The sequence below is a fragment of the Acidaminococcus intestini DSM 21505 genome (genome assembly GCF_000425045.1).
GTDB classification, from domain to species: domain Bacteria; phylum Bacillota; class Negativicutes; order Acidaminococcales; family Acidaminococcaceae; genus Acidaminococcus; species Acidaminococcus intestini.
Genome location: NZ_AULA01000001.1, coordinates 62862 through 83884, shown reverse-complemented (window position 1 = coordinate 83884; position 21023 = coordinate 62862). Strand labels below are relative to the sequence as shown.

The following is a 21023-nucleotide window of genomic DNA, read 5'->3' as shown; positions in this document are numbered from 1 at the left end:
CATTGCGGAACCTTTCCGCAGTGGGGGTGACTTTTTTGGAACAATGGTTACATTCTCGGGTCGGAAAGTGGGGGACAACAACCTCTTAGGGACAGATTCATGAATCTTTTTCATAGATATGGTATAATACGTCCAACTTTTTTCAGGGAGGCTTTCTATGGAACTTGAAATGGAGTTCATCCGTAAATTGCCGTCACCTCAGGAGCTTAAAATGGAGCACCCTGTGGATCCGGGCCTTTATCAGATCAAAACGCGTCGGGATCAGGAAATCCGGGACATCCTGACAGGAAAGGATGCCCGGTTCCTTCTCATCATTGGACCTTGTTCTGCTGATAACGAAGACGCGGTCACCGAGTACTGCACGCGCCTTGCCCGCGTCCAAGAAGAAGTCAAGGAGACGCTTTTCCTCATTCCCCGCGTCTATACCAATAAACCGCGCACCATTGGTGTTGGCTATAAAGGTATGCTTCATCAGCCCGATCCCCACGGTGGGGAGGACATGCTCAAGGGGATTCTTGCCTGCCGCAAGATGCATGAACGGGTTATTCGGGAAACGGGCTTTACTTGTGCCGAGGAAATCCTTTACCCGGAAAATCATCGCTATCTGTCGGACCTGATTTCCTATGCTGCCATTGGGGCCCGTTCTGTCGAAGATCAGCTGCATCGCATGATTGCAAGCGGTGTGGGCATTCCTGTGGGGATGAAGAATCCTACCAGTGGAGACATCTCCGTTATGCTCAATTCCATTGCGGCGGCCCAGCATGAGCAGCAGTTCCTTTTCCGAGGCTGGGAAGTGCGGACCAAGGGCAATCCGCTCGCTCACGCTATCCTGCGCGGCTATGTGGACCAGTTTGGCCGGAGTCTGCCCAACTATCATTACGAAGACCTGGTCCGTCTCCATGAATCCTATGGAAAGCGGGGCCTTTCCCATCCAGCGGTCATTATCGATGCCAACCATGCCAATTCAGGGAAAAAATACCTGGAACAGGTTCGCATTGCAAATGATGTTCTATACAGCCGCCATATGAATCCGGATCTTCGAAAGCTGGTCAAAGGAATCATGATTGAAAGCTATTTGGAAGATGGCAGTCAGTCCATTGAAGAAGGTGTCTACGGGAAATCCATCACCGATCCCTGCCTGGGCTGGGAAAAGACGGAAGCCCTCATCAAGGAACTGGCCGGCCGCGTCCAAGGCTGAGAGGGGAGCGTATATTCATGCTGAAACAAATCTCTATTTTTGCCGCCAATGCCAAGGGTGCCTTGGGCAGGATGACGGACGAATTGGCAAAAGGTAGGATCAATATCTATACCATGTTGGCAACAGACAGTGCGGAATTTGGCATTGTTCGCATCATCGTAGATGATGCGAATAAGGCCAAGGACCTGCTTACCAAGGCCGGCTATCAGTGCCGCATTGATTTTGTCATTGCTGTCGATATGGCCTCTGATGCCCCTGGAACCTTGAACAAGATCTTAGACAGCCTCAACCAGGCCAATGTCAATATCCGCTATCTTTATATCTCCTTTGACCGCAAGACATCGAATCCTATTGTGGTGATGCAGACCGATGAAGCAGAAACGGAAACGTTCCTCATGGGGAAGGGCTATAAACTGGTAGACCGCTTCTAAGTAAAAGTAAAAGCAGGTTGGAAAGAAAGGAGGCTGCCTTTCTTTCCAGCCTGCTTTTTGTTGGGCCTTACCCTTCAAGGCCGTTGCCTTTTTCCATTTACCATTTTCAAATATGGTTCCAGATTGGCCCGGATGCTAGGAAAAACGCGAAGCAGGCTGATGACGTCGTACAAGATTTGGGTACTTCTAGGAAGCCTGCCGCGTTTGACAATGCAGATGGATCGATATGGGCCGTAGGCGAAAAAGGTTTCCTGGATCATCCGAAAAAATTTCAAGAAGTGGCTTGCTCGCCGAAGGCATCTTTCGGGCGACTTTAATATGAGATTGTGGTAGGTAATTTCTTGCGAATCGTCATGCCATCCTTGCTCTCAAAAGAATCATTTCTCAAGCAAGGATGGCAAGTAACTGCATTTACTCGGCGCGATTTCTGCAGCGACTAAAAAAAGGGAAGGTTAGGAAAGAAAGCGCCCAGGCGATAGCTATCCCCAACCGTGAAGGGCACTGTTGTACGAGAGGCCATGAGCCCATTGCTTCAGATTAATCTTTCTCAAAGCAATGGACATACGTACTTCATCAAATCAGCTTGTTTTTTGGGCTGAGTAAAATAAAGAAAAAAAAGGCCCCTTACCGCGGCCGATGTTTCCAGAACAAATAGAAGTAAGCCACTTCAAGAAGGCAGCAGGTCATCCAGCCCACGGGGTAGCCAAAACCCATGGTAAGAGGCGTATTGCTGATAAAGCGGCTCATGACAAAAAGGTAAATCTGGCGGATGAGGACAAAGGAAAAGAGCATGATGACCATTGGCGCAACTGAATCCCCGCGGCCGCGGAGGGCGCCGGCAAGGACCTGGTTCACGCAGTTAAAGAGCATGAAAAAGAGGTTCACGTGGATAAAATCGACTCCCGACAGGATTACGCCTTCGTCGCTTGTAAAAAGGCGCAGGGCCGTATCGGCAAAGAGCACGAGAAGAGTTGTTATGACGCCAACGATGCCAAGACTCAGGATAATGGAAGAAACGGTGCCTTCATCGGCTCTCTTGTCTTTTTGGGCACCGACGTTTTGAGCCACAAAGGTGGTGGAGGCCATGGCCATGGACTGGACGGGGAGCATGACGAACTGGTCAATCTTGTTGTAGCAGCCCCATCCGGCCATGGTGGTGGGACCAAAAAAGTTGATATAGGACTGGACAAAAATGTTGGAAAAAGAGGTGATGACGCTTTGAATGGCGGCGGGAAGGCCTACACAGAAAATTTCCTTAAGAATGCCCCAATCAAGGCAGAGGTCCCCAAGACGGAAACAGTAGATGTCATCCGTACGGATAAGGACCGCCATGGTCGCCGCGGCCGAAATGAATTGGGCAAGAATGGTTGCATAGGCAACGCCGGCAATGCCCATATGGAACTGGAGCACGAAAATAAGATCCAAGATGATGTTGAGGACGCTTGTGAGGACCAGGAAATAAAGGGGTCGTTTCGTATCTCCCACGGCGCGGAGAACGCCGCTTCCCATGTTATAAAGGAGCAGGCCTGTCACACCGGCAAAGTAGATTCTCAGATACAGGGAGGCTTCCCCAAAAATGTCGGGTGGTGTTTTCATGAAGCGGAGCATAAAATCATTGGCAGAAAGAAAGAAGGCCGTAAACAGCAGGCAGAGCAAAAAGGTCGCTGCCATGGTCGTTTCTACGGCACGGTGGAGCTTTTTATGGTCGCCGGCACCAAAATATTTCCCGATGATGACGGTGGCTCCGATGGAAAATCCATTAAAGAAGAAGACCGACATATTTGTGACCATCGTTGTGGAGCTGACGGCTGCCAGGGCGTTTGTCCCGACGAAGTTTCCCACTACAATGGAGTCAACCGTATTGTAGAGCATTTGAAAGATGTTGCCCACCATCAAGGGGAGGGCAAATTCAAGAAGCAGTTTGGGAATGCTGCCCTGGGTCATATCTTTTGTCATTGTTTTTGCTTGAGCCATTGCGGGAATCGCCTGCCTTTAACGTAAAAAATACAGAATCATTCTTCTATTATATCTGATATGTCCACGTGACTGCAAATGGAGGGACGCTTTCTTTTTTCCTTAGATTCAGGGAACTTTTCAAAGCGGGCAGGGACAGTCTTTTCTTTTATGGGGCCATGTTTTTACGAGATTTTTATTTAATCCCTCCGATTCATATGTTACAATAAGGAAGTAATTCAAGAAAAACGAAGGATAGAAAGCCATGCGCAATTTCATTCAGATTACAATCACCAAAAAAGGCGAAAATCGGGCCCGTATGGGTCATCCGTGGGTCTTTGAGGGAGAAGTCCTCAAGGAATCGGAGAAACCGGAAAATGGCAGTCTTGTCGATGTTGTCAGTGAAAAAGGCAAATACATCGGCACAGGTTTTTACAATGACCATTCCAAGATCAGGGTCCGCCTCCTTTCCTATAATGCCAATGACCGCTTTGACGAGGCCTTTTTTGAGCGCCGCGTTCGGTATGCCGTGGACTATCGCAAGACCGTTATGCCCGGTGCGGATTTTGCCTGCTGCCGCCTGATCTTTGGCGAAGCCGATGGCTTTCCTGGGTTGACGGTGGACCGCTTTGACGACGTCCTTGTCGCCCAGGTCCTGTCCCTTGGGATGGAACGCCATAAAAACCAGATCTTTTCCCTTCTCCTGCGCGTGCTGCGGGAAATGGGCGAGCGCGTCAAAGGTGTCTATGAACGCAATGATGTCAAGATCCGTGAGCTGGAAGGTATGAGCGAAAAGAAGGGAATTGCCCAGATTCCGGAAAATGAACTGACGGAAGCTGACCTGATGCCCATCATTGTTGAAAATGGCCTTTCCTATATGGTTGACGTGGTCAATGGACAGAAAACTGGATTTTTCCTTGACCAAAAATATAACCGTCAGGCCGTAGCCCGTATTGCCAAAGGTAAGCATGTCCTTGACTGTTTTACCCATACAGGGGCTTTCGCCCTGAATGCAGCCCGCGGCGGCGCCGCTTCTGTAACGGCTGTCGATATTTCCGGTGAGGCCCTGAAGACGGCCCAGCAAAATATCCTACGGAATCATTTGGTGGATGTCGTAACGACCCGGGAAGCCAATGTCTTTGAGCTATTGACGGAACTCAAGGCGCAGGGCCATGCTCCCTATGATTTCATCATCCTTGATCCGCCGGCCTTTACGAAGTCAAGTTCCACTGTGCGCAGTGCGTTCCGCGGTTATAAGGAAATCAACCTCAAGGCCATGAAACTCTTGCCTCGAGGTGGGTATCTGGCAACCTGTTCGTGTTCTCACTTCATGGAAGATGCCCTTTTTGTGAAGATGCTTCATGAAGCGGCCCACGATGCCCAGGTGAGCCTGCGCCAAATCGAGGCCCGTCAACAGGCCCCGGATCATCCTATTTTGTATAATGTGCCCGAAACGGACTATCTTAAATTCTACCTATTTCAGGTTGTCTAGGAAAGAAGGAAAAACGCGATGAAACAACGTATGATCATGGCGCTTACTGCACTTTTTACCGTCATGGGAAGCACATTCCTTCCCCGGCTTGAAGCAGCGGCACTGACAACGGAGCAGCGCTACCACCAGTCCCGCATTGTCATGATGACGACCCAGGATAATGCCGTACTCCTTGCCGAACCTAACAAGGACGCCCTCGTGATGGGGTATTATCCTAAAGGCACGCTTTTTGTGCCCATCAATCAGAGCCGCAATGAAACCGAAGGTAAGACCTATAATCTTGTCATTCGCTTTGACGGGGCCGTGGGGTGGCTCGTGTCAGATACCGTGGTTCTAGGAAAACGCTGAGATCCCCTAGGGGAAAGCCGTACTGGACGGCAGAGGGAAAGACATTTTCCCAGCAGAATACCGAGGAAAGGGAGGCACTTCAGGGATGGAGAAGCATGAAGAAATGGGTTCAGAAGTCGCGGCTCAGAATGAAGCCAATCAGGAACTTTTGGAAGAGCAAGTGGAAAACGACCTTACGACAGCCCTTGACCGCAAGGATCGTGACGCGGTAACAACCTTATTGGAGGAAGCCCACCCTATAGACGTTGCCATTGCCCTTGAAGAGGTCTCTGACAGCGACATCCTCTTTTTAAACAGTTTGGTCACGGCTGAGCAGCTGGCCGAAATCGTGGAACAGGCAGAAGAGGATCTGCAGATACGGATCATGAAGCTCCTTGACCTGGACCGCATCCTCGCTGTCTTCCAGTTCATGTCAAAGGACGATATCGTCGATATCCTGGGCAATATGCCCGTCAACCGCCGTAAGGAACTGTTGAAGCTCATGAAAAGCGGTGACCAAACGGTCATCAGGAACCTCCTCGGTTACTCGGAAACGAGCGCCGGAGGGATCATGACGACGGAATTCATTTCCATGCGCAATACACTGACGGTGAGCCAGGCGCTGGAAAAAGTTAAGGAAATCGCCCCCAAAACGGAAGAAATCAATATCCTTTATATTACCAACGAGAAGAAACAGCTCGTTGGAACCGTTTCACTGCGGGAACTGCTTGTTGCCCAAAACTATGATACCCTGCAGGACATCATGGAAGACAATGTCATTTCCGTTGAACCGGAAACGGACCAGGAAGACGTTGCCAGACTCGTCTCAAAATACGACCTGCACGCCATTCCGGTTGTCAATAAACGGATGGGCATCATCGGCATCATCACCGTTGATGATATCATCGATGTCATTGAAGAAGAAAATACGGAAGACATGCTCAAATTGGGCGGTGTCAACAAGGAAGAAGATGTGGACAGTTCTGCCCTGGAATCGGTCCATATGCGGCTGCCCTGGCTCCTTGTCAATCTCGTGACGGCCTTTTTGGCGTCCGCCACGGTTTCCATGTTTGAAGATACCATTTCTCAAGTCGTGGCCCTTGCCGCTTCCATGCCCATTGTAGCCGGTATGGGCGGAAACGCGGCTACCCAGACCCTGGCTGTGGTCATTCGCGGCATTGCCATTGGGGACATCAAGCTTCATGGCAATGAAAAACGCATCCTGAAAAGCATTTTCGTGGGCTTTATGAATGGTATGGTCTGTGGCATCCTTGCGGCCTTTGTTGTTTCCTACATGTATGGCAATCCTTATTTGGGCGTCATCATCCTTGTGGCCATGGTGGCCAACATGATGATTGCGGCTTTTGTTGGCTTTGTCATCCCAGTGGTCCTTAAAGCCTGTCATGCCGATCCCGCTGTTGCCTCGAGCATTTTCATCACGACCTTTACGGATGTGTGCGGCTTCTTCATCTTCTTGGGACTTGCCAAGATCTCCCTGCCTTACCTCATCCGGTAGGAATCCTTTGCTAAGACCGATGGAACGATTTATCCATCGGCCTTTTCGTTTTTGTATAGAATTTGTAAACTCTTTTTCTGAATTTCCCCGTTATTCCTTGAAACATGATATAATCAAACAATATAAAGAAAGGAGCGATGCTGCCTTGTCGCAAAAGTATGGTCTGACCACTCAGGAAGCAGAAGCCTCGCGTGCCCAGTATGGACGCAATGAACTGTCCCGTCCTCCCAAGGAGACATTCTGGCAAAAGTTTGCCGCTAACCTCAAAGATCCCATGATCCGGATCCTCACGGCCGCCCTTGTCATCAATATCATCTTTGTCTATACGGGACATGGAGACTGGCTGGAAACGGTGGGAATCTTTCTTGCCATCCTTCTGGCGACTCTTGTCAGCACCTATTCGGAATATGCCAACGAAAACGCCTTTCAGAAACTCCAGGAAGAAGCCTCTCGGATTTTCTGCAAGGTCTATCGGGATGGGGAGCCCCAGGAAGTAGGCATTGCCGATATCGTAAAGGGAGACGCCATCATCCTCCAGGCGGGTGATAAGGTCCCTGCCGATGGGGTCATGCTCGCCGGCACCCTCAAGGTGGACCAGTCCGTCCTCAACGGGGAAAGTGAAGAAGCTCCTAAGATTCCGGGGAATCCTTCCCTTATCCTTGACCCGGAAAAAGTCGATTTTCTCCAGACCTATGCCGTCTACCGCGGTTCCGTCGTCCTTGAGGGTGAAGGCATTATGCGGGCTGACTGCATTGGGGATCTGTCCGTTTATGGAAAACTGACACAGGAACTCAAGGACAATGAACGGGAAACCCCGCTCAAGCACAAACTGCGCATCCTGGCTGCCGTCATCAGCCGCATCGGGTATCTGGGCGGGGTCTTCATTGCCCTTGCCGTCATGATCCATAAGATGCTGCAGGCCCCGAGTCTTGGCGCGTACCTCACAAGCGGCGGCGCCCTCGTCCAGGATCTGGTTCAGGCCGTCATCCTCGGTGTCATCATCATCGTCATGGCCGTTCCTGAAGGGCTTCCCCTTATGGTCGCCCTTGTTTCGAGCCTCAACATGCGCAAGATGCTCAGGGATAATGTCCTTGTCCGCAAACTTGTAGGAATCGAAACGGCGGGCAGCCTGAACCTGCTTTTTACAGATAAGACAGGAACCATTACCAAGGGAAAACTGACTGTTGTCACGTTTCTTGCCGGCGATGGCACGGTCTACACAGAATTTACGGCTCTTCCGGAAATGCTCCGCAAGGCCACTTATGCCAACTGTGTCATCAATACGTCAGCTGCTGTGAACGAAGAGGGCAAGATCATTGGCGGGAACATGACGGAAACGGCCCTGAGCGCTTATATGGAAGGCTATAAGACGGATCTTGGTGTGACACGGACCCATTTTGTACCTTTTAACAGTACCAATAAATATTCCTGGGCCCATGTGACGGGGACCTATGATCTGTGCCTTGTCAAAGGGGCTCCGGAAAAACTCCTTCCCGCCGCTGACCAGTACCTTGACGCAGAAGGAAAGAAAGCCGTCCTTACGGGGGACATGAAAAAGTCCCTTGATGAAACCATGGTGGGCTATGCCAAGGACTCCATCCGCATGTTGGGACTTTTCATCCGTGAAGGGGCGATTGCCGGTGAAAAGGTCCCTCAAAACGGGCTGATTCTTGTCGGCATCGTCGGTATCCGTGATGATGTCCGCCCAGAAGCCGTAAAGGCCATCAAGGAAGTCCAACGCGCCGGTGTCCAGGTTGTCATGATTACCGGTGACCGCCGGGAAACGGCCATGGCCATTGCCCGCGATGCAGGCATTCTGAAGGAAGATACCGATATTGTCTGGACCAGTGATGATCTTTCCCGCCTTTCTGACCAACAGGTGCGGGAATCCCTTCGCCATCTACGTGTTGTGGCCCGAGCTCTTCCGATGGATAAATCCCGCCTTGTCCGGATTGGGCAGGAAATGGGACTTGTCGTGGGGATGACCGGAGACGGTGTCAACGATTCGCCGGCCCTTAAAAAAGCCGATGTGGGCTTTGCCATGGGCAGCGGCACGGAAGTTGCCAAGGAAGCCGGCGATATTGTGATCCTTGATGATAACTTCTTATCCATCAAGCAGGCCATTCTTTACGGACGGACCATTTACAACTCCATCTGCCGCTTCATTGTCTTCCAACTGAGCATCAATTTCTCGGCTGTAGCCATCAACCTGCTGGCGCCTTTCTTAGGAATTGAAAAGCCGCTGACCATCATCCAGATCCTGTGGATCAACCTCATCATGGATACCTTGGCAGCCCTTGCTTTTGGCGGCGAGCCTGCCCTTGACCGGTATTTGGAGGAAGCACCAAAGGAGCGGAGTGCGCCCATTGTCAGCTCGTCCATGCTGACGAAGATCATCCTGGGCGGGGCTTACACGACTCTTCTCAGTCTGATGCTGTTCTTGTGGGGGCCCTTGAAGGATCTTTTCCGGCCCCATGCAGAAGCACTGCCCCTTTATACGGGATTTTTCTGCACCTATGTGTTCCTTGCCGTCATGAACGCGTTCAATGTGCGTGTTGATTCTGTCAATCTTTTCGATCACCTCACAAAGAATCGGGGCTTCATCGAAATCAATGCCATGATCATCGTCATTCAGGTCATCATGACCTATGTAGGCGGCCGCGTACTGCGAGTCGTACCGCTTACCTTAGGGGAGTGGGGGACTGTCCTTCTTCTTTCTTTGTCCATCCTCGTTGTGGGGACGCTCTTTAAGGTTATTGCCCAAAATCATTAAGGCCGGGGGCCATGGGAAAATGAGGACGTCGTTTTTTCATGGCCCTTTCTTTTGATTGATCCATCTTGACATTATCTTCACATTTTCTCCACCCCTTGATCAAGGACATCTGCTACAATATAGGAGAAGCAGAAAGGAGATGGAAGCGATGAAAAAAATTATGATTCTGGCCCTCTTGACCCTATTTGCCATTCCGACCTACAGTGTCCTTGCTGCAGAAAGCCCAGCGTCTAACAACACGGCGCAGACTGATCGCGCTCCCTATTGTTGGGGTGGGTATCGTGGTGGCAATGGAAACTATGGCGGCTGCCCGGGCTGGCAGTACCAGAACCAAAATAACAACTGATCCCTTTGGGAATCGACCCTTCTCTCTAGGCTTACGAGGGAAGGGTCATTTTCTTTTTTTCCATCCTATGCTATCATTACAGGCACTGAAGGAGGTGGCACGATGCCTGCAAATTCCATACTCATTGCTGATGATGATGAGAAGCTTCTCAGCGTCCTTCTTTCCTATTTCAAGGACGAGCAGTTTACTGTCTATCTGGCCCGCGATGGGGGGGAAGCCCTCAAGCGCCTCAAGGAAGATCATCCCGATATCATGGTCCTTGACATCATGATGCCCGGAATCGATGGCTTTGAAGTCTGCCGCAGGGCGCGGCAATTTACAGATATTCCTATCATTTTCCTTTCTGCCAAGGACGATGAAGCCGACCGGCTCGTTGGGCTCCATTTGGGGGCTGATGATTATGTGGTAAAACCTTTTCATGTACGGGAACTGATTGCCCGCGTAAAAAGCTTTCTCCGGCGCCGCCGCGGGGAAGTCCTCAGCCAGGTCGTTTCCTACGAGATCCGGGACCTATTCATTGATAAGGAACGTTTTGAAGTACGCCGGAAAAAGGCGTGGATTTCCCTTACCCCAACGGAATTCAGCCTGCTTGATATCCTTGCCTCTGCACCGGATCGTGTCTTTAACCGCATGCAGCTCTTGGAAAAGGCCATGGGCGGCGCCTATTACGAAGGTGCGGAACGGACCATTGATACCCATATCCGGAACCTCAGAAAGAAGCTGGAACCGGATCCGTCCCAACCAATCTATATTGTGACCGTTTACGGAGTTGGCTATAAATTCCAGGGAGCGAACCATGAAGCATAAAAACAGCCTTGCTTTTCGTTTGACCGTCATGGTCCTTGTCTTGCTCCTTGTGACCATTGGGGCCATGATGTTTCTTACAAAGTTCCAGATGGATGCCCATTTTTCCCAATACCTATATAATTCATCCCATATGATGGGGCAAGCAAGAGGCATGCACGGCATGATGCATGGACCGGCTGAAACTGTCTATCTGTCTTCCGTCCATAGCAGCCTTTTTTGGCTGGGCTTTGGCATGGCCCTGTTAAGTGCCTTGATCTGCTTTCTCATGGTGCGGGAAGCCCTGCGTCCTCTTAAGGACCTTACGCAGGCGGCTCGATCCATCAAGAAAGGCCGCTATGACCAGCACGTTCCGGTTTATTTTTATGACGAAGTCGGGCTTCTTACGGAGACTTTCAATGAAATGGCCCGCGCCCTCGATGAAGCGGAAAAAGGAAGACGGCAGCTTTTTGCAAATATGGCGCATGAACTGCGGACCCCCCTTGCTATCATCAGCAGCAATCTTGAAGGCATGATTGACGATGTGTTTCCCCTTGACAAGAAACGTCTTCTTTCCATGGAAGACGAAGCCCTGCGCATGGGGCGCCTGATCCAGAACCTGCGGGACCTATCCCTTGCCGAAGTGGGGCAACTGGAGCTCCATAAGGAAAAAGGAGACCTAGTCGTGCTCATCAAAAAAGCCGTCGCCATGATGGCACCCCTTTTTGAAGAAAAAAAGCTGTCCGTGACCCTGTCCCTTGAAGATTCTCTTCCGGATCTTCTGTTTGACCGGGACCGCATGAACCAGGTCATCTATAACTTATTGGGCAACGCTGTGCGTTATGTCCCACAGGGGCGCGCCCTCTTTATTTCCGCAGTTAGCCAGATGGATGGGAAAAACGCCTATCTCCTTACGGAAATCCGGGATACGGGGGACGGCGTTCCGCCCGATAAGCTGCTGCACCTTTTCCAGTATTTCTACCGCGGTGAAACCTCGAGGAACCGCCAGAGCGGCGGCAGCGGCATCGGCCTTGCCCTGGCCCGTCAGCTAGTCCAAAGCCATGGCGGAAAACTCTGGGCCGAAAGCAAGGTGGGGGAAGGGACAAGCTTCTTCTTTACCCTCCCCGTAACAACTGACAACGCACACCCTACAATTCAAAACTAGCAGTAAAAGGGCCCTGCCAAGAGATGATTCCCGGCAGGGCCCTTTGAATCATGATTTTTTGAGGGCTGTAAGGTCCGCATCGTAGCGCTTAAGAACGGGGTCAATGGCCTTTAGGAAAATGGCAAGACGTTTTGTCCCAAGAGGCGTCAGATGGATGAAGGTGGACCGCTTATCTGTCTTACAGGTGGTGCGCATAATGACGCCGCAGGAGTGCTCAAACTGCTGGAGCATGCGGCTTGTGGCGCTGGGACTGAGTCCGACTTTCTGGGAAAGGTCCTGGATGGCAAGGGCCTTATCCTCACTTTTACTTAAAAAGTAGAGGGTGTAGAATTCGTTGAGGCTTACACTGTGCTCACACTCAAGAAGGGTTTTTTCAAGGGCTTTCTTGATTTCTTCATGGCGGCAGCGGAAGCTAAGCCAATCTGCTAACGTTGCCATAGCTTTATGCCTTCATGCGGATGACCAGCTCTTTTGCTGCCACAAGACCGAGCTTATTGGCAGCAAGGGGACTGTCACCGGTGATTACATTGCGGTCCACATGGACGGCCCCTGTAATGTCGGAATTGAGGAGATGGACCCCAAGCTTTTCGAGGCTTGCGGCAAGAAGCCAGCGGAGGCACCCCGGCATGTAGCCAATGTCCTGGTTGGCCCCTTCGTCAAGGGCATCGGGGAAGACTTCCATATCAAACCCTTTGAAGAGATAATCTTCCGGTTTTTCATCAATGGCCGCAGCAAGAAAGGCCGCCGGTCCATGGCAGAGGGAAATCAGGACCTTGTTTTCCTTCATGGCCCACAAAAGGACGCGTTTGACGTCGAGGCTGAACGGTAGTCCTACAAGGGCTGCATGGCCGCCTGGAAAGAAGGCTCCGACATAGCAGCTCTCAGGTTTTGTTACTTCGCCAATGATGTCAGACAGGCGTTTAGGTTCCTTGAACTTTGGCAGGATGCTGTCATAGTAGCCCATGACAGCCTTGTCTTCTGTCGGCATGGCCCATTGCTCCAATTTGACCGGATTTCCGGAGAGCGTAGCTACCTCGATTTCAAAACCCGCATGGGCGAGATGCATCATGGGGAGCAGGGTCTCAACAGGATGGTTCCCCGTGGAAAAGAAATTATCCTTTTTCGTAAGGACGTAGCGTTCATCACTTGCGACAACAAGGATTTTTTTGGTGGGCCCTTCATAGGGGGTGATGCCGCCGTATCCCTTGAAATCGGTGACCTTGCTTGTATAGACGCTCAGGGAGTATTCGGAAGGGAAAAAGGCATTGCGTTCTGCCCGGTCAGGAACTGGAAGCTTACTGAGTTCAGTGGTCATAAGAAATTTCTCCTTTAACAATGAATGAATTTTTAAATTGCTTGCACACGCAAATAAATAATACCGAATCATTGTCCTTTTGTCAAGAAAAAAGGGGGAGAGGGGGTCTTTCCCCACCCCCATGAAACGGGCTAGACCCGGAATGAAGCATGGGACCCCATAACCCCGCCCGTGACGATGAGCTGGGCGGGAATCCGTTCCTTGAGCTCTGCCACGTGGGAAATGATGCCGACAAGGCGGCCCCCTTTCTGGAGGTCCATGAGCGTGTTCATGGCTTTGTCTAGGGTTTCCGGATCAAGGGAACCAAAGCCTTCATCGACCAGGATGGTATCCAGATGAAGCCCCCCGGCATAGGACTCAAGGACATCTGAAAGACCAAGGGCAAGGGAAAGGGAGGTGAAGAAGCTTTCCCCGCCTGACAGGGTATGGACGGACCGTGCCTGTCCCGTGTACGCGTCAAGGATTTCCAGGTCGAGTCCCTGCTCCTTCCGGGCATCGTATATGCCTTCCCGGCGATAGAGGGTATAACGGCCTTCACTGATGGACGAAAGGCGCAGGTTGGCTGCCTTGAGAACAGCGTCGAGGATGGATTGGAGAACGTAGGCAGAAAAGGACAGGTTCTCGCTGTTTTGCCCCTTTGCTGTGGCCGCAAGAAGGCCGATAGGACCATAGTCGTCCTGGAGTTTTGCAATTTTTTCTTCAAGGCTTTTCAGGGCATCCCTTTCCTTTTCCTCGCGGGCGATGCGCTCGCCAAGGGCACCTCGTTGTGTTGCCAGGGCTTCATAATAGCTGCGGGCTGCCTTTTCCTTTTCTTCAAATGGCGCCAACAGGGGTTTTTCCTTCCCTCTGATTTCGTTCTGAAGGATCTTCAGTTCCCCTTCCGTGCTGGCTTTCTGCGCTTCAAAACGGGTCACTTCTTCTTGCATGGCCTCTTTTTGGGCAAGGTCATGATGGGCGGCAAGAAAGGCGGGCTGATCGGGGAAAGAAGAGGCTTCAAGAGCCTTTTTGAAGGACTCTTTGTCCTGATTGAGCGCTTGATGGGCTTCCCTTGCGGAACGCTTTGCCGTTTCCAGGCTGCCGGCTGCTTTTTTCAGCGCACCTTGGGCCTTTTCAAGGGCGTCTTGTTCTTTTTTCAGGGCCGCGATTTTTTCTTCAAGATCGTGCTGCTCTTTTTGCAGACGGGCCTTTTCTTCCTGGGTCTGGGTAGCTGGATGGGGATGGGTGAGGGAGCCGCAGACGGGGCATGGTTTCCCCTTTTCAAGACTTCCAGCAAGGCGGACCATTTCGCCTGAAACTGCCCTCATGCGGGCCAGTTCTTCCCGCGCCCGGGCTACTTCTTCTTGGAGCAGGGCCGTATTGGTGCCTGCTGCTTTTTGGGAACGAGCCGTGACTTCTAAAAGGGCGCGCCCATGGTCCTTTTCCGCTTCTTTTTCGAGAGCTTCCGCCTGACGCGCCCGATTGAGGCTTTGCCAGGCCCTGTCATAAGGGGCGTGGAGTTTTTGTGCTTCATCAAGGAGTTTCAGCTTCTTTTTCAGACTTTCGATGGACCCTTCTTTTTTTTCAAGGGCTTTGCGGCGCGCACAGACCGCTTCGTAGGAGGCAAAGAGGACCTGCTGCTTTTTTGCCCCTTCAAGGGCTGCTGTCGCTTTTTTAAGGACGGCATTGGCTTTTGCGGCTTCTTTTTCCTTTTCCTTCAATAGGCGCTTATTTTCGCTGAGCACCTGGACCAGTTCTTCCAGGGACGCGGTTTGGGCCTGTTCCAGCAGATGAGTCTTTTGGGCGGCTGTTTCTTCGTAGTCTTTTTTGAGGGCCTTTGCCCGCGCGTCGAGGGCTTCTTCCAGTTTTCGGTAGGCTTGGGTCTTGAAGAGGGTCTCCAAGATGATGCGGCGCTCTTTGGAATCGGCCATGAGGAAACGGCGGAATTCACCTTGGGGAAGGACCATGAGCTGACGGAACTGGGCCGCCTTGAAGCCTAAGATGGCTTCTACTTCCCTTGTGACGGCGCCGTAGCTTGACGCAAGGAGCGTGCGTTCCCCCTTATCATCGATTTCAACAAGGCAAGCTCCGGCAGGAACGCTCCGCGTTCCTTCGCCGCGCTGTTTTACAAGTTCCTGTTCCGGCGTCCTTGTCACCTCATAGGTGCGATCCTGGTTCGTAAAAACAAGCTGGACCTCGGTTTTTACTTTGGGGGACGCATAGTCGCTCCGTAAGGAGCGGTTTTCCCGCAGGTCGCCGCTGGCGGTTCCATAAAGGGCAAAGGTCATGGCATCAAGGATGGTCGTCTTGCCACTTCCCGTGGGACCGGTGATAAGAAAGAGCTGATGATTCTTAAGGACTGTAAAATCAATGGTTTCCTTGTCCGCATAGGGCCCAAAGGCCTGCATCATGAGTCGTCTTGGTTTCATCAGGCGTTCCTCCCTTCGCGTCGTGTTTCGTCAAGGACCTCGGCAAGGAGGCTTTGTTCCCTGTCATCCATAGACCGTTTCTGAATGGTTTCAAAAAAGTGTTCAAAAAGTTCTACTTCCGTAAGGTTCTTGCGCTGCCTAGCCGGATCTTCTTTCTTTTCTTTGGAAAGTCCTTCATACCCCAGCTGCAGGATATGGGGATAGACGGCTTCCAGGCGGCTTTTGGGGTCAAGGACAGGCGTACTGTCCGTGAGGACGATCTTAAGGTAATTCTCCCTTTCTTCCAGACGGGGATGAGTCAAAAGGTCCTCAAAGCGCCCCTTGAGGACAGAGAGCTCATGAGGGGGCGTGAGTACAAGCGGGGTTGTCGTGACATTTCCTGCTGCGTCCATGTCGACGATGATGACCCCTTTTTTCTGGCTTACTTCAGAAAAGGAATATTTCATGAGGGACCCGCAGTAAAAGGCCCGGTCTGACAGGCGCTGCTGGGCATGGAGATGGCCCAGGGCTGTATAGTGGAAAGCGTCATATAAGGAAAGGGCAACCGAACTGGAGCCACCGGCAGCAAGGGGCCGCTCCGAGTCAGGGGTGACTTGCGCCCCCGTGACAAAAGTATGGGACAGGGCAATCTTGCGTGACTTCTGCGGGATTTCCGAAAGAATCCCTGCAATCTGCCAGGAAAGGGCAGCTTCGTGGGTGGTCTTTTTATCCCCCGAAAGCTCCGTTGCCGTAAGGGGCTCGCAGTAGGGAAGCGGGGCCACGTAGATGGGACCTGTTTTGTCGGAAAGGATGACCGGTTTTGGCTTGGCACTTGCAGGCCCTGTGATAAAGAGGTTTTCCGACGCAAACAGGGCCCTGCCAAAATTAAGCCGGTCAGGGTTGTCATGATTGCCTGCAATGATGACGGTCGGGATCTTTTCTCCAAGGATGAGTTGGACGAGGATTTCATCAAGGGCGCGTACGGCTTCCGTGGGCGGGACGGAGCGGTCATAGATATCGCCTGCAATGAAGAGGGCATCGATCTTTTCCTCCCTGATGATGCTCATAAGCTCGCCAAGGACCGCCATCTGGTCCTCAAGGAGATGAAGGCCATGAAAGATGCGCCCCAGATGCCAGTCCGATGTGTGGAGAAAACGCATGATACCCATCCTTTCTGTACATGGAAAAAAGAAAAGGGCTGTGAAAAAATGAGCCAATCATCTCTTCGAAGCCCTTTCTTCGTCTGTTGTGGTTTTATGGTTTCATCAATAAAAAGGAACGGCAGCCGCTTGTCCGGGTCGTTATTCTAGGGCCCAAGCTCATTTTTCTAATCTTTTTTTTACGGCCGTCATCAGGGGTGACTTCATGATGAGTCCCGCTAGCAGGGCACCGCCTAAGGCACTCATGCCAAAGGGAATGACAAAAAAGTAAAAGGGTACGGTCTTTCCCATGAGGTAGGTACTCATGAACGAGGCGATGAGCGCGGCAACAAGACCCGTACCGATCATTTCACCCAGAAGGGAAGCTCCCTCTTTTTTTGTGCGGGTAAAGAACATTCCTGCAAGGTACGCCCCGACGATGCTTCCTGGAAAAGCCAGAAGGGAGCCGGTCCCCAATAGATTGCGCAAAAGGGCAATGAGAAAGGCCACAATAGCGGCTTTCTTGGGACCTATCAGGACACCAGCCAGGCAGTTGATAAGGCTCTGCATGGGAAAGCATTTGCTGACGCCGACGGGGATATAGAAAAGACCCGCCGTAAGGGTTCCCAAGGCAACAAAAAACGCGGATAAGGTAAGACAAAAGGATTTCATGGTCATGACCTCTTTTTATGGAATGGAACTGCTTTCCTTAGTATAGCCTACTTTGGGAGGCAAAAAAAGGGGCCCGGCCCGGTTTGTGAAGAAAAAAGGACAAATCATGACGCTTGCCCTTTCGTCGTGTATAATAGGGGAAGAACCTAGGAAAGGACACCTCGATGATGAAAAAGATCCTGCTTCTTTTTTGCCTTGTTTTTGGACTTTCTTTTGTCCCGACGGCCCAAGCGGCTATGATCAGTGAAAAACAGGAAATTGAAATGGGGGAAAGGGCGGGAAAAGCCCTGGAAGCCCAATATGGACTCTATCAGGATGATGAAGTGGCAAGCCGCATCGACCGCATCGGAAAAGCCCTTGCCGCTCATTCGACGCGGCAGATTCCCTATACCTTCAAAGTCCTCAATACACAGGACGTCAATGCTCTTGCTTGTCCCGGCGGCTTCATCTATGTCTATAAGGGCCTTGTGGATACCATGACCAGTGATGATGAGCTTGCCGCTGTCTTGGGCCATGAAATTGGCCACATTGAAAAGCGCCATACCGTCCATCAGATTGAAAAACAGATGGCCCTGTCCCTTCTTACCATCCTTGCTGGCGCGGCCAGCGGGGATCCTGGCGCAGGACTGGCCCTTGCTTCCACGGTCAGTTCGGCCCTCATGGCAAGCTACAGTCGGGGAGATGAGCGGGAAGCCGATCAGGAGGGCTTCCGTCTTGTGAAAGAAGCTGGCTTCAATCCCTATGGTGCTGCCGTTACGATGGCAAAACTCGAAGACCTTGCCAAGGATTATGGCAATCCCGAGTATGGTCTTTATTCATCCCATCCAGAACCGGAAGCCCGTCTTAAAGCTGCCCTCAAAGAGGTGGACGCCCTTCATCTGCCGGAAAAAGTAACGGAAAATGCAGATGGCAGTGCCACTGTATCTGATGGGGCGTTTTCCTATACATTCAGCAAAGCCAATGGCTATGATAAGCCCCTTTATCGGGCCCGCCTCATGGCAGGGGCCCTGTATCTGGTCGAAAAGAGAGGCCCTGTGGACGGGACTCATTTCATTTCCATTGACAGCGACCGCTCAAGTGATATCTATTATGAGGATATCCGCATCCTGCGTTTTTATGACAGTGACCGCGCGCTGGGAGAAAGCCTCAGTGATGGAGCGATGCGCATTACGGAACAGCTCCAGAAATGGGCGGCAGCTGCGGCTGATCGGCAAAAGGCGCAAAAAGCAGTCAGTATCCATCCGCCTCTTAAAAAAGCAGCCTAAGGAGGACTCACCATGGTGCCTTTACGAGAACATGAAACCCTTTGGCAGTACCTGAAAAAGCAGACGCGTCCCATCGTCCTTTATGGCATGGGAAATGGGGCGGATGCCATTCTTGATCGCTTGGACCGATTGGATATTCCCGTCAATGCCGTCTTTGCCAGCGATGAATTTGTCCGGGGGCAGGTTTTCCGGGGGTTTCCCGTCTTGACCTACGCCAAGGTTCACGCGGCCTATCCGGACGCCATCGTGCTCATTGCCTTTGCTAGCGAGCGGCCTGAGATCCTTGCCCGCTTTTTTGCCATCAGCCGTCAGCATGAGACCTACGCACCCCATCTGCCTTTATTTGGCGATGAATCAGTGGTCTCGCCGGCTTGGCTCCTTGCCCATGAAACGGAACTGGAAGCTGTCTATGAACGCCTTGCCGACAGCAAGAGCCGCCGTGTTTTTTGCGATATCCTTGACTATAAACTCAGCGGGAAACTGACCTATCTGGAAGGGGTCTCACGGCGGTGGGACGATCTTTTGACCCTTTTTTCCTGGTCCGACCGGGAACGCTATGTGGATCTTGGCGCCTATAACGGCGATACACTGCGGGAGTTCCTTGCCCTTACGGATGGTCAATATGAGCATCTGGATGCCGTAGAGCCGGACCCGAAGAACTTTAAGAAACTGCGGATCTTTGTGGAATCCCAGCAGATTCGCAAATGCGCCCTCCATCAAAAGGCTATTTGGAGCGGGATGACCTCTTTGCCGCTCGCTGCCAAGGGCGGCAGGATGTCCTATCTTGCGCAGACGGGAAAAACCGTCACGGAAGGGGTAAGCCTTGATGAAATCGTGGGGAAGGAGCGCGTCACCTATATCAAGATGGATGTGGAAGGCGCGGAAAAAGAGGCCCTTTTGGGTGGTGCGGAAAGCATCCATACGTGGCATCCCAAGATGCTCATTGCTGGCTACCATCATGATGATGACCTGTGGCGCCTGCCCCTATCCATTTGGCAGCTGGTACCGGAGTATCGTATCTATCTCCGCCGCCACCCTTATGTGCCGTGCTGGGAAATCAATTTCTTCTGCACTATATAAAAGTTAACAAAATGAAGCAGTTTTTCTTATATTCTTCTCTAAAAGGAATCATTCTGTTGTACCCTAAGACGGAATATGGTATGATTACCAAATACAGCAGTTCATTATGGAACTTGACTGACCACAGTAGAAAAGAAGGAAAGAAGGATGGGAAGTATGAAAAACTTGACCAATGCAAAAAAAGGCTTGATCCTCCTTGCCGTTGCTGTTTTGGGCCTTACGGCAGGATGTGGGGGCGATAAGGGGTCCGCACCAGCCCAAAAAGACAGTGCCAAGATTGGCGTTGTCCAGCTCGTGACCCACGATGCCCTTGATGCTGCCAATAAAGGCTTTATCGATGCCCTTGCAGCCAATGGCTACAAAGAAGGGCAGAATCTTGAAGTGGACCAGCAAAATGCCCAGGCTGACCAATCCAATCTGCAGACCATTGCCCAGCGTTTTGTCAACAACAAAGTGGACCTGATCTGTGCCATTGCAACGCCGGCTGCCCAAACCGTAGCTAATGCAACAAAGACCATCCCTATTTTAGGAACGGCCATTACGGATTACAAAGAAGCCAAGCTCGTCAAGGATAACGCAAAGCCGGGGACCAATGTTTCGGGCACGACGGACATGAACCCTATTGATAAGCAGGTTGACCTCTTAAAGACCCTCCTGCCCAAGGCCAAGACGGTCGGTGTCATGTACTGCTCCAGCGAAGTCAATTCCCAGCTCCAAGTTTCCATCATGAAGAAGATTGCCGGGGAAAAGGGACTGACCGTCAAGGAAGCGACGGTAACCAACGTCAATGATATCCAGCAGGCTGCCCAAGGCCTTGTGGCCCAAGGGGTCGACGTCATCTATATCCCGACAGATAACGTCATGGCTTCGGCCGTACCGGTTCTTACAAAGGTGACCAACGCTGCCAAGATTCCTGTGATTGCCGGTGAACCGGGGGAGGTCCGGAAGGGCGCTCTTGCGACCATCGGGATCGACTACTACAAACTAGGTTACCAGACGGGACTGATGGCCGTGAAGGTGCTTCGCGGGGAAGCAAAACCCCAGGATATGCCCATTGAAACCCAAAAGGATGTCAAGGCAACGGTCAATGATACGGCAGCTAAACTTCTGGGAATCACCATCCCGGAATCCATCCGTAACGGTGCCGATGTTGTCCAATAAGAAGAAAATGGGTCAAAAAAGAT

At 51.5% G+C, this 21023-nt stretch carries 18 protein-coding genes; 12 read left to right on the top strand and 6 right to left on the bottom strand.

Annotated elements, in window-relative coordinates:
* The first annotated feature begins 157 nt into the window (after positions 1–157).
* On the top strand, positions 158–1198 hold the full coding sequence (locus tag H503_RS0100360) for a 3-deoxy-7-phosphoheptulonate synthase (RefSeq protein ID WP_009016172.1): 1041 nt from the start codon (positions 158–160) through the stop codon (positions 1196–1198).
* A 17-nt stretch (positions 1199–1215) separates the two neighbouring features.
* Entirely contained in the window at positions 1216–1629 is a 414-nt protein-coding gene (locus H503_RS0100355; RefSeq protein ID WP_014128768.1) for an amino acid-binding protein, read from the top strand.
* A 624-nt stretch (positions 1630–2253) separates the two neighbouring features.
* On the opposite strand, the gene H503_RS0100345 is transcribed toward H503_RS0100355, so the two are convergent.
* Positions 2254–3603, bottom strand: a complete 1350-nt coding sequence (locus tag H503_RS0100345; protein ID WP_026385365.1) for an MATE family efflux transporter — start codon at positions 3601–3603, stop codon at positions 2254–2256.
* Between the two features lie 244 nt (positions 3604–3847).
* Between H503_RS0100345 and H503_RS0100340 the strand changes: the two genes are divergently transcribed.
* The 7 genes from H503_RS0100340 to H503_RS0100310 all read left to right on the top strand — a co-directional run bounded on the left by H503_RS0100340 (position 3848) and on the right by H503_RS0100310 (position 11984).
* Positions 3848–5074, top strand: a complete 1227-nt coding sequence (locus H503_RS0100340; protein WP_009016169.1) for a class I SAM-dependent rRNA methyltransferase — start codon at positions 3848–3850, stop codon at positions 5072–5074.
* A gap of 18 nt (positions 5075–5092) precedes the next feature.
* Positions 5093–5422: a hypothetical protein gene (locus H503_RS0100335; protein ID WP_009016168.1), complete on the top strand. Its 330-nt coding sequence runs from the start codon at positions 5093–5095 to the stop codon at positions 5420–5422.
* 85 nt (positions 5423–5507) lie between these two features.
* A complete protein-coding gene (mgtE, locus tag H503_RS0100330) occupies positions 5508–6917 on the top strand; it encodes a magnesium transporter (RefSeq protein ID WP_009016167.1) in 1410 nt (469 codons plus the stop codon).
* 19 nt (positions 6918–6936) lie between these two features.
* Positions 6937–9690, top strand: a complete 2754-nt coding sequence (locus H503_RS0100325) for a calcium-translocating P-type ATPase, PMCA-type (protein ID WP_026385364.1) — start codon at positions 6937–6939, stop codon at positions 9688–9690.
* A gap of 148 nt (positions 9691–9838) precedes the next feature.
* The gene (locus tag H503_RS0100320) at positions 9839–10036 is read left to right on the top strand and encodes a hypothetical protein (protein ID WP_016459623.1); all 198 of its coding nucleotides are present in this window, start codon (positions 9839–9841) and stop codon (positions 10034–10036) included.
* Positions 10037–10138: 102 nt separating this feature from the next.
* The gene (locus H503_RS0100315; protein ID WP_026385363.1) at positions 10139–10843 is read left to right on the top strand and encodes a response regulator transcription factor; all 705 of its coding nucleotides are present in this window, start codon (positions 10139–10141) and stop codon (positions 10841–10843) included.
* A complete protein-coding gene (locus tag H503_RS0100310) occupies positions 10833–11984 on the top strand; it encodes a HAMP domain-containing sensor histidine kinase (protein ID WP_009016164.1) in 1152 nt (383 codons plus the stop codon). Before H503_RS0100315 ends, H503_RS0100310 begins: the two co-directional genes overlap by 11 nt.
* A 48-nt stretch (positions 11985–12032) precedes the next feature.
* Here H503_RS0100310 and H503_RS0100305 read toward each other — a convergent pair whose 3' ends face one another.
* The 5 genes from H503_RS0100305 to thiW all read right to left on the bottom strand — a co-directional run bounded on the left by H503_RS0100305 (position 12033) and on the right by thiW (position 17494).
* Positions 12033–12422 carry a MarR family transcriptional regulator gene (locus H503_RS0100305; protein WP_009016163.1) on the bottom strand — a complete coding sequence of 130 codons (390 nt, stop codon included), beginning with the start codon at positions 12420–12422 and terminating at the stop codon, positions 12033–12035.
* 4 nt (positions 12423–12426) lie between these two features.
* Complete coding sequence (gene hchA, locus H503_RS0100300; protein WP_009016162.1) at positions 12427–13299, bottom strand: glyoxalase III HchA; 873 nt, start codon at positions 13297–13299, stop codon at positions 12427–12429.
* A gap of 131 nt (positions 13300–13430) precedes the next feature.
* Positions 13431–15704, bottom strand: coding sequence for an AAA family ATPase (locus H503_RS0100295; protein ID WP_009016161.1), 2274 nt, complete (start codon positions 15702–15704; stop codon positions 13431–13433).
* Positions 15704–16843: an exonuclease SbcCD subunit D gene (locus H503_RS0100290; protein WP_016459622.1), complete on the bottom strand. Its 1140-nt coding sequence runs from the start codon at positions 16841–16843 to the stop codon at positions 15704–15706. Before H503_RS0100290 ends, H503_RS0100295 begins: the two co-directional genes overlap by 1 nt.
* Before the next feature lie 159 nt (positions 16844–17002).
* Positions 17003–17494 (bottom strand): energy coupling factor transporter S component ThiW, encoded by a 492-nt coding sequence (gene thiW / locus H503_RS0100285; RefSeq protein WP_009016159.1) that lies wholly within the window; start codon positions 17492–17494, stop codon positions 17003–17005.
* A gap of 164 nt (positions 17495–17658) precedes the next feature.
* On the opposite strand from thiW, the gene H503_RS0100280 reads away from it, so the two are divergent.
* From H503_RS0100280 to H503_RS0100270, 3 genes are all read left to right on the top strand, one after another.
* Complete coding sequence (locus tag H503_RS0100280) at positions 17659–18759, top strand: M48 family metalloprotease (protein WP_009016417.1); 1101 nt, start codon at positions 17659–17661, stop codon at positions 18757–18759.
* Positions 18760–18771: 12 nt separating this feature from the next.
* Positions 18772–19839, top strand: a complete 1068-nt coding sequence (locus H503_RS0100275; protein ID WP_009016418.1) for an FkbM family methyltransferase — start codon at positions 18772–18774, stop codon at positions 19837–19839.
* A 156-nt stretch (positions 19840–19995) separates the two neighbouring features.
* Positions 19996–21000: an ABC transporter substrate-binding protein gene (locus H503_RS0100270; protein WP_009016419.1), complete on the top strand. Its 1005-nt coding sequence runs from the start codon at positions 19996–19998 to the stop codon at positions 20998–21000.
* The last annotated feature ends 23 nt before the right edge of the window (positions 21001–21023 follow it).

Coding starts and splice junctions, on each gene's coding strand:
- H503_RS0100320 (WP_016459623.1), top strand. CDS start 9,839: ATGAAAAAAATTATGATTCTGGCCCTCTTGACCCTATTTGCCATTCCG.
- H503_RS0100335 (WP_009016168.1), top strand. CDS start 5,093: ATGAAACAACGTATGATCATGGCGCTTACTGCACTTTTTACCGTCATG.
- H503_RS0100310 (WP_009016164.1), top strand. CDS start 10,833: ATGAAGCATAAAAACAGCCTTGCTTTTCGTTTGACCGTCATGGTCCTT.
- H503_RS0100315 (WP_026385363.1), top strand. CDS start 10,139: ATGCCTGCAAATTCCATACTCATTGCTGATGATGATGAGAAGCTTCTC.
- H503_RS0100295 (WP_009016161.1), bottom strand. CDS start 15,704: ATGAAACCAAGACGACTCATGATGCAGGCCTTTGGGCCCTATGCGGAC.
- H503_RS0100280 (WP_009016417.1), top strand. CDS start 17,659: ATGATGAAAAAGATCCTGCTTCTTTTTTGCCTTGTTTTTGGACTTTCT.
- mgtE (WP_009016167.1), top strand. CDS start 5,508: ATGGAGAAGCATGAAGAAATGGGTTCAGAAGTCGCGGCTCAGAATGAA.
- H503_RS0100275 (WP_009016418.1), top strand. CDS start 18,772: ATGGTGCCTTTACGAGAACATGAAACCCTTTGGCAGTACCTGAAAAAG.
- H503_RS0100270 (WP_009016419.1), top strand. CDS start 19,996: ATGAAAAACTTGACCAATGCAAAAAAAGGCTTGATCCTCCTTGCCGTT.
- H503_RS0100325 (WP_026385364.1), top strand. CDS start 6,937: ATGGAACGATTTATCCATCGGCCTTTTCGTTTTTGTATAGAATTTGTA.
- H503_RS0100355 (WP_014128768.1), top strand. CDS start 1,216: ATGCTGAAACAAATCTCTATTTTTGCCGCCAATGCCAAGGGTGCCTTG.
- H503_RS0100345 (WP_026385365.1), bottom strand. CDS start 3,603: ATGGCTCAAGCAAAAACAATGACAAAAGATATGACCCAGGGCAGCATT.
- thiW (WP_009016159.1), bottom strand. CDS start 17,494: ATGAAATCCTTTTGTCTTACCTTATCCGCGTTTTTTGTTGCCTTGGGA.
- hchA (WP_009016162.1), bottom strand. CDS start 13,299: ATGACCACTGAACTCAGTAAGCTTCCAGTTCCTGACCGGGCAGAACGC.
- H503_RS0100340 (WP_009016169.1), top strand. CDS start 3,848: ATGCGCAATTTCATTCAGATTACAATCACCAAAAAAGGCGAAAATCGG.
- H503_RS0100290 (WP_016459622.1), bottom strand. CDS start 16,843: ATGCGTTTTCTCCACACATCGGACTGGCATCTGGGGCGCATCTTTCAT.
- H503_RS0100360 (WP_009016172.1), top strand. CDS start 158: ATGGAACTTGAAATGGAGTTCATCCGTAAATTGCCGTCACCTCAGGAG.
- H503_RS0100305 (WP_009016163.1), bottom strand. CDS start 12,422: ATGGCAACGTTAGCAGATTGGCTTAGCTTCCGCTGCCGCCATGAAGAA.